The following is a 14,074-nucleotide window of genomic DNA, read 5'->3' on the forward strand; positions in this document are numbered from 1 at the left end:
GCGAGACATGGGGCGTTCGGCATGGGTGCTTACTTATAAGATGGCGTCGACAAATTCGCGGGCTGTCACTACGCGCGTGTTGAACCACACCGCGGGAAAGTGTTTTGAGTTTCCCGTGACAAGGTAATGTACATCGGCCGCCTGCGCACATGCCAAAAACTTATCGTCATCGGGATCGGAACAGGCTTTCACCCGCTGGCGAGGCTCTACCCACCATCCCTCTTCACGAATCGTTTGAAGCGCAGCATCGATTTCGCCAGCACTGCGGTTAAAGCGTGGACGCCGGATGACTTCTTCATATTCGGCGAAAATATCGCCGCTCACGCAAAGGAGCACGTCAGGCTCAGATATGGCGCTCAGAAATACCTGAGCAGGCGAGCCTCGCGGATTTAACAAGGCAGAAATGACGATATTGGTGTCGAGAACGACCCTAGTCATTGCCTCTTATCATTGTTCCCGGATTATTGCGTCAGGGGGCTGCCCGTCAGCACTGCGCAGTTTTCTTGCAGCATCAATCTCGGCGTCGATTTCATCAGCGGAGAGTCGATCCAGGCCGAGATATTTGGCGCTTTTCCACGATTTTTGAAGCCACTCGGGGGCAAAGGAGGGCGCAATTGTCCGGATACTGATGGCTTCATCCTCAGAGACAGAACGACCGAGAAGATTCTCGACAACGGCCCTCTGATCGGGGGAAAGATCTTTAGCTTTGTGGATCATGGCTTCCACTCAAACTTGATATACCTCTAACACTAAAATTTTAGGGGATTTGGTGGCATGTTGTCACATAAAAGGCGAAGGGTAGCAGTTACTGGCCGGTGTTTGCGTAGTAACCGGTGCGGTTGCGAATGACGTAAGGTTCGCGGGCTGGCGAGGGCTTGGTGAGGGTCACGTTGATGGCGCGGAACTGCGAATCGGCGATGCGGCGCGTTGGGTAATAGCCGATGAGGTATTGGGTGCGGAGGTCCTCCGACACCTTGTGAAAGATCGCCTCAAGGTTGCCACCCTCGGCGTAGTAATACTTGCCGCCGGTCTGTTCGGAGAGCGTGATCATGGCGTGCTCACCCGCCGTGTCGCGGCCGGCATCGGCCATGATAGGCAGATCGATGATGCTGTAGACCATCACCTCTCCGCGTAAGGCCTGTTCCAGAGCCTGCGGATAGTCCGTTCCCTTCACCGTGTTTCCGCCATCGGAGATGAGTACGAGAACCTTGCGTCCGCGGCGCGAGGCGAGGCTCTGCGAGGCCAGATAGATGGCATCGTAGAGAGCGGTTGCCGGGCCGGTGGAAAGATTTTCGAGGCCGGAATCGATGCGATGCATGTTGTTGGTGAAAGACACCACCTCGCGCACATCGGAGTTGAAGTCCATCAGGTCCATCTGATCGACCGGGCGCAGCAGGGCGTGGATGAAGTTGTGCGCAGCATTCTTCTCGATGGCCAGATCCTTGTGCACGCTGCCGCTGGTATCGATGGCCATCACGATGGAGAGCGGCATTCCTGTATCGCGCTCGAAGAATGCGATCTTCTGGGGATGGCCGTCCTCGGTGATGGCGAAGTCGGTTTGTCCAAGGCCGGGGACGGGCGCTCCATTTGCATCTGTCACAGTGACAAATACATTTACCAGGTGAACATTGACCTGGATGGGCGGCAGCGGGCTTTGCGCCGGCGGGCCGTAGATGTTGGGCGCGAGCTGGGCCCTTGCAATGGGGACGAGCAAGATCAGACCAATCCAGATTGTGAGAGTAGCCAAGAAACGCTTCGAGGTCTTTCCCTCCGGGGCTAAAGCCCCACTCTCTTGCGCTTCGGTATGTACGGGCTGAAGCCCGTACCCTTCATGAATAGAATTCTCTTTGGCGGGAGACTCCTCGGGCATTCGGCTCATAGCCTGGGCTCCGGCTGGCTCAGAATTTCTGCAGGGAAAGGCTCGCCATCGGCCCATACTGCTCCATCTTCGAAGTGTTCCTTCTTCCAGATGGGGACTGTTTTCTTCAGGGTGTCGATAAGCCAGCGGCAGGCGTCGAAGGCGGCTCCGCGATGGGCCGAGGCGACGGCGATCAGCACGCTGGTTTCTCCGATCTCCAGCTTGCCGAGGCGATGGACGACGGCTACCTGGCGGACCTTGAACTCGGCGATGGACTTCGTTGCAAGCTCCTGCATCTGCTTCAACGCCATCTCTTCATAGGCCTGGTAGTCCAGAAAGAGGGTTCTACGGCCATGCGTATTGTTGCGGACGATGCCGTCGAAGATGGTCACGGCTCCGTCGGATCCATCTTTCAAGAGGCGGACGATCTGCTGGGTGTCGATGGGATCACGGGTGAGGTGGACGATATTGCCCACGGCAACGCTGGAGGAGCCTCCGCTCACCGGCGGCAGTAGAGCGACCTCGTCGCCTTCCCGGAGAACGTGGGCCGCGGCGGTATATTCGCGGTTCACGGCGACGGCACAGGAAGCCCAGAGCTGATCGTGCCCGGCAAGCGACTGGCGGCAGGTTTGAAGCAGGTCGGCAACGGTTGCGCCCGTGGGGAGTTCGAGTTCGCCGTCTTTCCGGGAAACCAGGTCGGGGATCAAGTCTCGGAGAATGCCAAAGAGGAGGAGTTTGATGCGCATGCTTCTTTCAGAATACTGATGCTTAGACGGGAGCCTGATCGTTCGGGCGCCATTTGCATTTTGCTGCCACGATCAAAGGATCGGCAAGTGGATTCCGATTCTTGAGAGGCGCCCCGTACCCTCCTGCGTTGGGTCGAGTATCAGGTCTTGTAGATTCTCTTCTCAACCCAACCGAAATTTTCCCAGAAACGAAGCTAGGGCCTGTTCATGCCATTGGGACGAATGGCGTTAACAGGCCCTGCTTCCAAGTCAATTTTCGATCTCGTCAATACATCATCCAGATCGGACGACCCTGTATCCTCGCTTGTGGCCAGCTCCTAGAGCTGATCGATCTTCACGCTGCCATCGCTGGTGTGGATGGTGAGCGGCACACCGCCTCCGTTCAGGTGGCCGTGGAGTTCGCGGCCGTCACCGCTGCTGCTGTGGTAGTGGTCCATGGTGAGGGGGAGGGCGCAATCGACATGTCCATCGCTGGTGTGCACGTTGAGATCGGCGGCGAAAGCTTGCGGGAGGTGGAGCGCTACTCCACCGTCTGACGATTGAATGCTCGATGGCTCAGTGAGCTTCGTGCCGTTGCGAAGACTGACGTCGAGCCGGCCGTCACTGGTATGCAGGGTAACGGCGTGGAAGACACCATCGACAGTGAGATTGCCGTCGCTGGTGCGGGCATCGATCGCGCCGGATGCGTTCGCGATGTTGACCTGGCCATCACCCGATTTCACGCGCAGGTTGCCCGATAAGTGATCGAGCGTCACGTTGCCGTCGCCAGAGGTCAGACCGATCTCGCCCTGTAGATCAGAGAGATGGACATTTCCGTCAGCGGTCTTCGCCTCCAAGGCGAGATCGGCAGGAGTTTCGACAGTGACGCGAGTTTGCGTCTTGCGCCAGACGATGTGGACGCCGGGATGCTGGATTTCCTTGAAGAGAAAGTGGACCTGGTCGCCGCTCTGGCTCACATCGAGGCGATAGTCGCTCAGCTTTTTCCCCTCCAATTCAACGTGGATACGAATCTCGCGACAGGCTCCGCAGGAGCGGATATCGACGCTGGCATCGGAGGTCTCGAAATTGAGCGTGGGTCTGCCGATAACTGCGTAGGTCTTCGACCAGGAGTGTTCGGAATCCTGTGCCTGGGCGCTTAAAGTTGTCACTGCAGCGAGCCCCAGGGCGGCGAGAGCGATTTTCATCTTCATGCCAGGCAGATACGGGAGCCGGGCGGCAGCGGTTCCCTCAATCGAAAAGCAGTCGCAAAAAAAAAAGGCGTCAGCGGCAACTTTGCCGAGATGAACTGGGTTTCGGATGACGAATGTCACGGCCGCATCAGCTGGAAGACGCTAAAATTTCGTGGACCCGCTTCGATAGGGTGGTCCGGAGTTATGACTGTCCGGACTTCATGGCCATTCGGACTTTAGGAGGAATTCGTGACGACTTCGAGTGCGTTGCCAACGGCCGCATCTGTTCCTGACGATCCGACGGCGGTCGTAAATGCCGGCCCGGTGACGAGCAAGGAACGGATTGCCTCGATCGACGTGATGCGCGGCGTGGCGCTGCTGGGAATTCTGGCCATGAACATCCAGGATTTCTCGATGATCGGTGCGGCGTATTTGAATCCGACTACCTACGGCGATCTGCATGGATGGAACTACGACGTCTGGTATCTGTCCTTCATGTTTGCCGACCTCAAGTTCATGTCGATCTTCTCGATGCTGTTCGGCGCGGGGATTCTGCTGATGACCAGCCGCGTCGAAGCGAAGGGCCGGCGGTCGGGACCGATTCACTATCGACGGATGGGATGGCTGGCGCTCTTCGGCTGCCTGCACGGCTATCTGCTGTGGCCTGGGGACATTCTGTTCACGTATGCGCTGGGCGGGGCCGTCGCATTTCTGGCGAGGCAGTGGAAGCCTCGCAGGCTGATCGTCACGGGGCTGCTCTTTACCGCGGTGTCGACGGTACTGTTTGTCGGCAGTTACGCATCGTTTCCCTACTGGCCGAAGAAGACTGCGCAGGAGATACGAGAGCAGCTTTGGGCTCCCTCGCAGGCGGCGGTACAGAAGGAGCTGGCCACTTACCGGGCGGGCTGGCTGACCGAAGAAGAGGATCGCGTGGTTCAAAATATTGGCATGCAGCTGCAGGGCAACGTCATGCTGGCCTTCTGGCGAGCCTATGGGCTGATGCTGGTAGGCATGGGGCTGTTCAAGCTGGAGGTGTTCAGCGCCAAGCTTCCGGCACGAATGTACTACGGGTTCATGGCGTTGGGACTGTTGGCGGGATTGCCGATCATCGCTTTCGGCATGCATCAGGAGTTTGCTCACCACTGGGATTTGCGGCAGTGCTTCTTTCTGGACTTCCAGTACAACTACTGGGCGAGCCTGCTGGTTTGCCTCTTCTGGATTGGGCTGGTGATGCTGATCTGCCAGAAGGGATGGCTGCCCGGCGTACGCCGACGGCTGGCTGCGGTGGGACGCATGGCGTTTTCCAACTACATCCTGGATACAGTGCTGTGTACTTTCCTGTTTTACGGATGGGGACTGGGACTGTTTGGCAAGATAAGCCGGGTGGGACAGTTTGAGATCGTGCTGGCCATCTGGGCGCTGCAGCTGATTATTTCGCCGCTGTGGCTGGCGCGCTTCCAGTTCGGGCCGCTGGAGTGGGTATGGCGATCGCTTACCTACTGGAAGCCGCAGCCGATGCGGCGAACGGCATCGTAGTCTGCCTTCACGCGCCATCTGCGGTTTCGAATGTACAAGTGTGAGTCATGCCCGGCGCTTAGAGTTGGCTACCTCGTCTTCCAGTCAATACAATGCCAGACGAGGTGGCGACGGGCCGGATGCTGGTATTGTTTCGAAGTTATAGACGGTCTTTGGAAGCCGCAGTAGTTTCCATAGTTTGTACTTCCCTGTCGATGTTGACGCCCGTCGCAAGCGGGCAGTCGGCGCCGCTGTTTGAGGACATCGCAGCGAAGGCGGGGTTGACTGTTCCCCACATTTCGTCGCCGGAGAAGAAGTACATTGTCGAATCGATGAGCGGTGGAGTGGGCTTCATCGATTGCGATGGCGACGGCAAACTCGATATCGTAACCGTGAATGGATCGAACGTGGATCGCTACCAGAAGGGCGGCGATCCGCTGGTCACACTCTACCATCAGGATGCGAATCTCCACTTCACTGACATCACCAAGAGCGCAGGGCTCACGCATAAGGGATTCGGCATGGGCGTTGCCGTGGCCGATTACGACAACGACGGCAGGCCCGATATCTTTGTCACCGGCTACGGCGGCAATGTTCTTTATCGTAACCTTGGCGGTTGCAAATTCGAAGACGTAACGGAGAAAGCAGGACTTCGCGGCGGCGGATTCAGCGCCGGAGCGGCGTGGGGCGACTTCGACCGCGACGGACATCTGGATCTCTTCGTGGCACGGTATGTTCGACTGGATATGAACCACCTGCCGGAGTTCGGCAGCAAGCAGGCGTCATGCACGGTAATGAATCTACCCGTGCAGTGCGGGCCTTTAGGGCTACCCGGCGAAACCGACCTTCTCTATCGGAACCGCGGCGACGGCACCTTTCAGGAGATAGCGAAGAAAGCGCATGTGGACAATCCCGGTGGAGCCTATGGCATGCAGCCGCTGTGGTTCGACTACGATGGGGATGGCTGGCCGGACTTATATGTTGCCAACGATTCTGGGGCGAACTATCTCTACCATAACCAACACGACGGCACCTTCGAGGACGTCAGCCTGCTTTCAGGAACGGCGCTGGACGGCAACGGCAAGCAGCGCGGATCGATGGGCGTGGATGCGGAAGACTTCGATCACAGCGGGCATCTGAGCCTCACGGTCTCGACTTATGCTTTCCAGCCGGACGCCTTGTATCTCAACCACGGCGATGGAGCCTTCGAAGATATCGGAGCGAGCGCCGGGGTGGGTGGCCCGACTTATCCCTATGTCGGATGGGGCACGGCGCTCGCCGACTTCACGAACAGCGGATGGGACGATCTCTTCCTCACCAACGGCCATGTGTTTCCGCAGGCAGATGCGATTCCCGGATCGGCAGCGTATCGACAGCCTATTCAGTTTTTCCACAACAATCGCAATCACACCTTTACCGATATTTCGAAGACGCTGACGAAACTACCACTGCTGTCGCGGCGCGGCGCCGCCTTTGGGGACGTGAACAACGATGGCAAGCTGGATGTTCTGATCCTCAATGAAGACGGGCCTCCCACGCTGCTGCTGAACCGGACGCCCAATGCGGGACATGCTGTGCTCATCGCGCTGGAAGGAACCAAGAGCAACCGGTCGGGAGTTGGGGCGCGCGTGACGGTGCATGCCGGCGGGATGACGCAGTTTCAGGAAGAACGGGCGGGCGGGAGCTATCTTTCCTCCAATGATCCGCGGCTGCATTTCGGATTGGGAGCAGCAAAGACGATCGATTCGATACAGATCGTCTGGCCGAGTGGGAAGACGGAGTCGTTTCCTCATCTAGCGTCGGATTTTATCTACACCTTCGTCGAAGGCCGGGGCGTGACTGCGAAGGTTGCGCTCAATCCTTAAGTCAGTTCCCTCTCGCTTTGTTCGGTGTGACGGAGCTACTTGGGCGGCGCATGGAGCTTTGTTGACTGCGTGATTCCCTTTCCTTCTTCGATCACATAAATAGCGTCAGTGGCAATGTTGGTTATTTTCTCTTTTTGTCCGCTGGGCCATTCGATGTCGACCTCTTTCATCAGCGCGTCCGAGCCTAAGCCGAAGTGAAGGCGCGAATCGTTGGTTGAGAGATAGCTTCCACCGGCGCGTACTTCGTCGACCTGCTTCATCTTTGCCGTGATCACAGTGACGCGGGCTCCTACCGCTGCACGATTGCTCTTCGAGCCAATAAGTTTGAAGAGAACGCGATGGTTCGCGTTGCGAGTGTCATTGAGAAAGATGGATGGTGGAGCGCCAACGTTGTAGACAACTGCATCGATGCTGCCGTCGTTATCGATATCTCCGAAGGCCGTGCCGCGGCGGGAGTACATCGGACCATCGTTCAGTCCGGCGGCGTTGGCCATCTCCGAGAATTTGTGCCCGTCGCCATTACGAAAGAGCTGGAGAGGCTCACGATACTTCAAATCGTTCGGTAGCTTGTCGACGAGCGAGGTTACATTGCCGTTGGCGACGAGGAGATCTGGCCAGCCGTCGTTGTCGAAGTCGGCAAAGCCTGCGCCCCAACGTACGGGCTGATACTTCAACTGGGTAAGGCCGGCGTCCCAGCTTGCGTCTTTAAACTCGCTGTTGCCCTGATTCGCATAAAGAGTCATAGGCTGATAGCCATAGCGGGTGACGATGAGGCCAAGTTTCCCGGTGTGATCGTAATCTGCGAAATCGGCCGCCATGTTGCCCATGGTGCGGCCTTCGCCGCTGAGTGCGGTGCCGGAGATCATGCCCTCTTCCTCAAAGGTTCCGTCGTGCTTGTTGTGGTAGAGGAAGTTGGGGCCCATGTCATTGGTGACGAATAGATCGGGCCAGCCGTCGTGATCGTAGTCGGACCAGATGACACCCATGCCAAGTTTTTTATCGGGATTGTCGACGCCGGCCTTCTTCGCAACTTCCTCGAAGGTATTGCCAGAGCCATTGTGGAAGAGCAAATCGGTTTCTCCACCGGAAACCGGGACCTCCATGTCTAAACCCTGATAGTTGAAGGAGGACATGCCAGTTTTGGGAAGGTGATCGATATCGGAGTCGACATACCGCGAGACGAAAAGATCGAGGCGGCCGTCGCGATCGTAGTCGGCCCAGGCTGCGCCGGCGCTGAAGCCCCCGCCGGCGGTGTGGGTTTCGGCTGTGACGTCCTTGAATTTGCAACCGCCAAGGTTACGATAGAGAACATTGTGTCCATAGCCGGTTATATAAATGTCGGGAAGGCCATCGTTGTCGTAATCGGCGATGGCAATCCCCATTCCCCACCCGCGCGCGGTCAATCCGGCTGCTTGAGTCTGGTCGCTGAATTTTAGATCGGCATCCTGGTGGTAGAGGGTAATCATGGGATCGCCGCCGTTGCGATAGTGCTCGATGCTTGAGTCGTTGACGACGGCTATGTCGAGCTTGCCGTCGTTATCGCAATCGAAGAGAGCGATGCCTCCACCCATCATCTCGACGAGGTAGTGTTTTTCATCATTGGACGGCGGCGAGGCCTGGAGTACAGCTTGCTGACTTATGTCACGGAAATGGATGGGCGCGATCTGCTGGGCTGGTGCTTTCGCCGGCGTAGGAATCGACAAGAGCAATATCGGGATCAAGACGAACCGATGAAGAATGGTCCATTCAATCCAGGTGAGAATGCGAATGGGCGTTCTCTTACCTTTACCGACGACGGAAATAGCTGCTCCTTGCGTGCATCGAGTAAATAATTCGAGACGCTTCCGAGCTAAAGTATACGGGACAGCGGCGGCAGCGGATCGTTGCGCCTTATTGCGAATTTTGATATCTCGCACTCCTGATGGCCGGGCTGCAGAGATGGATTCTCTCCGCACACCATCAGTATGCAGCATGGTGCGAGTGTAAGATTCCAACGAGTGCCTGATCGATGCCCGAGGATTGCGGTGCGTCAAGATTTGCGAAATTGGAATGCGGCTATAGAACAGGAGCCTTGAGTGAGCACGATGTGGACGAGACGGCATTTTCTGAGCCAAGCGGCAGTTGCGGCATCTTCACTCGCGCTTGCAGGAGCTGCAGCAAGGGTGGAAGCGCAAGCTGCGAGATCGTCAACGATGCGCGGCCGGTTTCTTACCCACGTCTCCATCGTGCGTGTGAACCAGATCGAGGTGACGCCGACCCGCTCCATTGGCGAAGATGAGGCTATCGATAATCGGCCGGAGCGAATTCGTTCACGTCGAGCCGCTTTCGCTGCGGGCTGCCCCGATGGCCGCATGACATGGGCCATCAGCTGGCTCGCGCTCCAGGACAATCGCAAAGAATATCAGGAGGCACGGCGTCTGCTTGCTTCGTATCACGATCGCTATGGCGACGAGATCACCTTTATTCCCGGCGGTTACTTCGCTCCGATGTTCGACACGCGTGAACACAACAGAAAAACGATCCACGACGCGCTGGGGCAGGTATCGCAGATGGTGGGCGGCGGCTATCGGCCGCAATGCCTGATCGCGGGATTCATGGACGCGGAGAATCAGCGCCTGCTCGCTCAGGACGAAGGGATTCATGTTTGCCAGGGGCAGATCTGGAGTCAACACGGTATCGATAACGGAGATGGCGACGGCGGCATCTGCTATCCCTACTACCCCAGCAGGGAGCATTACCTCAAGCCGGCACAAGGGGCGAGTGATTTCATCGATTGTGTTTGCCTGGATGGTTGGACCTGTGATTTTCTCGCGGCCCGACGAAATGGCTTTGAAGGCGGCTTCAATAGTCGCCTGGGCGTGGGCCCGATTGAGACTGTAGGAAACCTGGGCGTAGTTGCAGGCCGCCGCGAGATGATGGACACCACCGCAATACACTTTGACGGCGGCTATGCGATGAATGGCTTCGGCTGGGTGACGGCTATATGGGAAACATCGATCGGCCACGACGAAGACCTGACCTATTGGCTTGAGACGGTGCGAGAGAGATGGCCCGATACCAAGGTTACGACGGAAGGTGATTTTGGACTGGAGTGGAGAAAGAACAATCCCAACAATGAGAAGCTCAACTACCGCTTCGATGAGAAAGGGACTGGCGCTCCGGGCTCAGAGAAGAATCTGGAAATTCAATGGTTCATGAATGAGGAGTTTCGGCTGGCGCTGCTCCGCGACTGGACGAAAGATGCTCCTGCCTTAGCTATCGACTTTACCCGCTATGACCTGAAGGCTGAAGAGCCTCAATCACCTCAGCGTGAATGGAGCCTGATGAATGTCTTAAATCAAAAGGGCATTCGTCCTCAGGACAAGCCGAAGCGCCTGGGAGAGCTGTCGCCCGATGATCAGCATCGCATCTTTGCCCGATATCCGCAGCTCAAAAACTTGAGTCGAGCAGAAGTAACAGACTAATTTTGCAACGCAGCGTGCGGCCAATCTCCGTCCCATGTGATGGTCGAGATTTGCATCGAAGGCTTGCCTGTGGTCGCGTCGTATGCGTGAAAGACGATAAGATCCTGATCGTTCGGTTGCATCACGATTGATTCGCCGCCCGGTCCGAGCCATTTCTTGTTTTCGGTCAGCAACTGCGTGCCGCCGCCATCCATCATCGCGCGTCCTTGTTCATCGACATAGGGACCGGTGACTCTGCGGGAACGTCCCACCATGGTGCGATAAGTGCTCTTCAGGCCGCGACAGCACAGGTCCCAGGAGACGAAGAGATAGTAGTAATTGCCGTGATGGACCACGAAGGGCGCTTCCACTGCTTCCCAGTCGGGCGGCAATCCTGGAGGTGCAGGGGCCGCGTCCGCAGGCCGGGCACGGCTGGCGAGCGAATAGAGTTTGGTATCGACAGAAGAGAGCTTACCGGTTTGGTCGTCGAGGCGCCGCATCTTGATGCCGCTCCAGAAGCTGCCAAAGGCTAGCCAGTGATGGCCTTCCGCGTCGGCGATGAAGTTCGGATCGATGGCGTTGTAATCATCCTGTTCGGTCGATTTCAGGATCAGGCCGTGGTCGATCCACTTATAGTCCGGGCTCGATGCATCGAGTGTCTTATTGGTGATCAGAGCAATGCCGGAGGTATTCTTTCCGAAGAGCGAGTAGGCATAGTAAATCTGGTATTCGCCGTTTGCATACGAGATGTCGGGTGCCCATAGCTCTTTCGTGCCCGGGCTCTCTTTCTGAATCCATTCCGGGATCTGATCGAAGACGTGGCCGCAGAGCTTCCACGCATGGAGATCGTTGGAGCAGCGAATCTGAAACTGTCCTCCGTCGGACGCCTTGCCTGTCGCGAAGACATACCAGGTGTTGCCGGCATGAATCATGGAGGGATCGTGGGTTCCCTGGACATCTCCAGAAAGCCGGAGTGCCTCTGGCGACTGCGCCTGCGTGAGAGGCATAAGCAGGAATAGGGATGTGCTCAGCGAGAGCAATAGATTCAGAATACGAGACATGGCCGGCCACTCTCTTTGCTCCAATTGAGCAACACGCGGGAAATAACGATAGACACTTCCGATACCGGTGGAATGCTGTCGCCCCATCGTAGCTGCGCAACGGGCTAATTTTCGCATAGAAATCCTGAGTGATGAGCGAGGACTCGATGAGGTTGGGCAGATTGAAGGGTCTCGGGTGAAGTTTTCGCGCGCGCTGAAGGAGCCTATGCAGAGTGGTTGGCTCCAATGCTGATGCTTTATCTGGAATGCTTCTTCCGGAATGCTTTTTCCGGGCCGAGCGTCAACCGTACGTGACGTCTGTGCTCTGTCCGACCTCGATGAGATATCCGTCAGGATCGCGGATGTAGCAGCGCGTCTCGCCATACTTGGGGATAGGTTCTGTGATGAACTCTGCTCCTCGGCTTTTCCATAGCTCGTAGCACGCTTGAATATCCGCAACTCGGAAATTCAAAAAGCTGTTGATGTGACTCGGGTCGGGGACGCTGAGCGTTACCGTCGGCTTGTCGGGGGTCGGGCCGCCCCCGACGTTGAGGATCATCCAGATATTCGCAAGCTGAAGGTATCCAGGCGCATCGCCGTCGCCGAGGCTCAGAATGCGAGCGCCGAAGACCTTTTCGTAGTAGCGAGCCGACCGCTTGATGTCGGCGACGGTGAGAAAATGCGCGATGCTGAGCCCCTCTCGCGGGGGCATCTCATAGCTCTTCTGCTCGACTTGTACGCTGCTCATTGATGACTCATTTCGATTGACTATGCTCGTATGTAGTTGAAGTGGACGATAACAATCGACGGGTTCAGCGCCGCCAACCGGTCGAGCGCCTCGATCCAGTTCTTTCGGGTTTTGGAGTTGGTGTCGCCGACGTACATGCGGCATTGGTTGTACACAACGTCTCCAGCGACGATCAGTCCGATCGTGCTTGCCGAAGATTAACGTCGACGTGGCCGGGTCAAAGCCGAGCGGTTCGCCGAAGGGCTTTGGCCGCTCGCCGACCATAGCTTTTCCCGGGGCGGTAAAAACATTCACACTCAGGGTGCTCGACGGGACAGGAGCGGTCACGCTGTGGCATCTTTCAGTCCATTTGTGCCGTTCATTTCGTGCTCGCTTCCATGTCGAGCGGTGACTCTTCAAGGCGAGATTGGCAGAAGCGCAGCGGCGAATCCATTGGACTAAAGTATCGATCCATACCAAAGTATTGGTTGGATATTGCGGTCCAGACGGCTTCTAGACGGAGCCGCATCCGCAGGAACGGCGTATCACCAATCGGTTGGCGAGTATCACCTGATTTTGCTTGAGCCTGTTTGAGGTCTTCGTGCGGGAAGCGCCCTCGAGTTGTGCGAAGAGCAGCTCGGCGGCGGTTCGGCCAATATCTTCGATCGGCTGCTGCACGACGCTGATCGCGGGCCGCAATGTCGTCGCCAGCTCGAAGTCGTCGAAGCCGAGCAGCGCCACGCGCGAGGGCACCGGAACTCCGAGCTCCTGCAATGCCTGAAAGGTGCCGATGGTTGAGCTGTTCTTGAGGGTGAGGATGGCGTCGGGAGGCCGTTTGCTTTTGAGATGAACGGCGAGCAGCGAGGATGCCCGGCTTGCGTCAGGCCCCAGGCTCGTATCGATCATGGGAGGCAGGCCGGCTTCCTCCATTGCTTTGTGATAGCCGCGCACTCTCTCCGCAATGGTGTACAGCTCCGGCTCACCGCCAAAACACAGGATGCGCTTGTAGCCATGTCCAATCAGATGCGCGGTTGCCTCTCGCGCCGACTCGAAGCTGTTGGTGAGCACACTCGAGCAGCCGCTTCCAGGGAGCGGTCTGTCAAAGGTGATCACTGGAATCGGGCTTCTGTTGAGCAAACGAGATAAGTCCGTCTGGGAAGAACTCGACGGCACGAGAAGCAACCCATCGGGCCGATGTCTCATCAACACGTCGAGGCTGTTCATCTCCGCATCGTGCCGATTTTTGGTGACGGAGACGATCAGCAGCGAGTCGTGCAATCTGGCCACTCGGCCTGCGGCCTCTGCGCAGCTCGCAAAAAATGAGTCAGCGATGCTCGGCACCAGCAGGCCGATGGTCTTGGTGCGTCCCCCTTTGAGCACGCGGGCAGCGTGGTTCGGCCTGTAGCCAAGCCGCTGGATGGCGGCGTCGACTTTCCTGAATGTCTCCGGGCTTACATTAATTCCGCCGTTCACGACGCGCGATACCGTCCCGACGCCTACGCCGGCGAGGCGAGCAACGTCAGAGAGGGTGGGCTGCGCGTGTCTCTTACTCATTGACGATCCGAATCACCCAGATCCATGCAGTCCACTCCATTCGCAAGGATGGTTTCACAAACTCCATGCGCTCGCCAATGGAATGCAGCGAATAGACGCCTGTGGAACAAATTATTGACAGTTAACTCACAACCTTTCTAATATTGGCGGCAGGCTG

The 14,074-nt window shown here is 57.2% G+C and carries 13 protein-coding genes; 3 read left to right on the top strand and 10 right to left on the bottom strand.

From position 1 onward, the window contains the following. Nucleotides 1-33 precede the first annotated feature (33 nt). From XX99_RS21810 to XX99_RS21830, 5 genes are all read right to left on the bottom strand, one after another. Nucleotides 34-438 carry a putative toxin-antitoxin system toxin component, PIN family gene (locus XX99_RS21810; protein WP_050061544.1) on the bottom strand — a complete coding sequence of 135 codons (405 nt, stop codon included), beginning with the start codon at nucleotides 436-438 and terminating at the stop codon, nucleotides 34-36. Nucleotides 439-447: 9 nt separating this feature from the next. Continuing rightward, nucleotides 448-717 carry a hypothetical protein gene (locus XX99_RS27475; RefSeq protein WP_156186148.1) on the bottom strand — a complete coding sequence of 90 codons (270 nt, stop codon included), beginning with the start codon at nucleotides 715-717 and terminating at the stop codon, nucleotides 448-450. An 88-nt stretch (nucleotides 718-805) separates the two neighbouring features. After that, on the bottom strand, nucleotides 806-1,747 hold the full coding sequence (locus XX99_RS21820) for a VWA domain-containing protein (protein WP_231581553.1): 942 nt from the start codon (nucleotides 1,745-1,747) through the stop codon (nucleotides 806-808). A gap of 128 nt (nucleotides 1,748-1,875) precedes the next feature. Further along, the gene (locus tag XX99_RS21825; protein ID WP_050061546.1) at nucleotides 1,876-2,604 is read right to left on the bottom strand and encodes a molybdenum cofactor biosynthesis protein; all 729 of its coding nucleotides are present in this window, start codon (nucleotides 2,602-2,604) and stop codon (nucleotides 1,876-1,878) included. 317 nt (nucleotides 2,605-2,921) lie between these two features. Further along, entirely contained in the window at nucleotides 2,922-3,788 is an 867-nt protein-coding gene (locus XX99_RS21830) for a DUF4097 family beta strand repeat-containing protein (RefSeq protein ID WP_231581554.1), read from the bottom strand. Between the two features lie 234 nt (nucleotides 3,789-4,022). Here XX99_RS21830 and XX99_RS21835 point away from each other — a divergent pair, with 234 nt between their 5' ends. Next, complete coding sequence (locus tag XX99_RS21835; RefSeq protein ID WP_156186150.1) at nucleotides 4,023-5,309, top strand: DUF418 domain-containing protein; 1,287 nt, start codon at nucleotides 4,023-4,025, stop codon at nucleotides 5,307-5,309. Between the two features lie 194 nt (nucleotides 5,310-5,503). Further along, a complete protein-coding gene (locus tag XX99_RS21840) occupies nucleotides 5,504-7,153 on the top strand; it encodes a CRTAC1 family protein (protein ID WP_050061549.1) in 1,650 nt (549 codons plus the stop codon). Nucleotides 7,154-7,188: 35 nt separating this feature from the next. Here XX99_RS21840 and XX99_RS21845 read toward each other — a convergent pair whose 3' ends face one another. Continuing rightward, the gene (locus XX99_RS21845; protein ID WP_184084997.1) at nucleotides 7,189-8,856 is read right to left on the bottom strand and encodes a CRTAC1 family protein; all 1,668 of its coding nucleotides are present in this window, start codon (nucleotides 8,854-8,856) and stop codon (nucleotides 7,189-7,191) included. A 381-nt stretch (nucleotides 8,857-9,237) separates the two neighbouring features. On the opposite strand from XX99_RS21845, the gene XX99_RS21850 reads away from it, so the two are divergent. Beyond that, nucleotides 9,238-10,617, top strand: a complete 1,380-nt coding sequence (locus tag XX99_RS21850; RefSeq protein ID WP_050061551.1) for a DUF3863 domain-containing protein — start codon at nucleotides 9,238-9,240, stop codon at nucleotides 10,615-10,617. On the opposite strand, the gene XX99_RS21855 is transcribed toward XX99_RS21850, so the two are convergent. The 4 genes from XX99_RS21855 to XX99_RS21865 form a co-directional block, all read right to left on the bottom strand. Continuing rightward, entirely contained in the window at nucleotides 10,614-11,657 is a 1,044-nt protein-coding gene (locus XX99_RS21855; RefSeq protein ID WP_050061552.1) for an arabinan endo-1,5-alpha-L-arabinosidase, read from the bottom strand. The two genes, XX99_RS21850 and XX99_RS21855, sit on opposite strands and share 4 nt — an antisense overlap. 280 nt (nucleotides 11,658-11,937) lie before the next feature. After that, complete coding sequence (locus XX99_RS21860; protein WP_050061553.1) at nucleotides 11,938-12,384, bottom strand: VOC family protein; 447 nt, start codon at nucleotides 12,382-12,384, stop codon at nucleotides 11,938-11,940. 20 nt (nucleotides 12,385-12,404) lie between these two features. Next, a complete protein-coding gene (locus XX99_RS28440; protein ID WP_260315376.1) occupies nucleotides 12,405-12,539 on the bottom strand; it encodes a hypothetical protein in 135 nt (44 codons plus the stop codon). Nucleotides 12,540-12,876: 337 nt separating this feature from the next. Next, entirely contained in the window at nucleotides 12,877-13,917 is a 1,041-nt protein-coding gene (locus XX99_RS21865) for a LacI family DNA-binding transcriptional regulator (protein WP_050061554.1), read from the bottom strand. Nucleotides 13,918-14,074: the final 157 nt, after the last annotated feature.

The organism is Silvibacterium bohemicum, from assembly GCF_001006305.1.
In the GTDB taxonomy this organism is placed as follows: Bacteria; Acidobacteriota; Terriglobia; order Terriglobales; family Acidobacteriaceae; genus Silvibacterium; species Silvibacterium bohemicum.

What these genes read in the sequence shown, in the direction of transcription:
- XX99_RS21830 (WP_231581554.1), bottom strand. Translation starts at nt 3,788, where the DNA reads ATGAAAATCGCTCTCGCCGCCCTGGGGCTCGCTGCAGTGACAACTTTA.
- XX99_RS21860 (WP_050061553.1), bottom strand. Translation starts at nt 12,384, where the DNA reads ATGAGCAGCGTACAAGTCGAGCAGAAGAGCTATGAGATGCCCCCGCGA.
- XX99_RS21850 (WP_050061551.1), top strand. Translation starts at nt 9,238, where the DNA reads ATGTGGACGAGACGGCATTTTCTGAGCCAAGCGGCAGTTGCGGCATCT.
- XX99_RS21865 (WP_050061554.1), bottom strand. Translation starts at nt 13,917, where the DNA reads ATGAGTAAGAGACACGCGCAGCCCACCCTCTCTGACGTTGCTCGCCTC.
- XX99_RS21810 (WP_050061544.1), bottom strand. Translation starts at nt 438, where the DNA reads ATGACTAGGGTCGTTCTCGACACCAATATCGTCATTTCTGCCTTGTTA.
- XX99_RS21855 (WP_050061552.1), bottom strand. Translation starts at nt 11,657, where the DNA reads ATGTCTCGTATTCTGAATCTATTGCTCTCGCTGAGCACATCCCTATTC.
- XX99_RS27475 (WP_156186148.1), bottom strand. Translation starts at nt 717, where the DNA reads ATGATCCACAAAGCTAAAGATCTTTCCCCCGATCAGAGGGCCGTTGTC.
- XX99_RS21825 (WP_050061546.1), bottom strand. Translation starts at nt 2,604, where the DNA reads ATGCGCATCAAACTCCTCCTCTTTGGCATTCTCCGAGACTTGATCCCC.
- XX99_RS21840 (WP_050061549.1), top strand. Translation starts at nt 5,504, where the DNA reads ATGTTGACGCCCGTCGCAAGCGGGCAGTCGGCGCCGCTGTTTGAGGAC.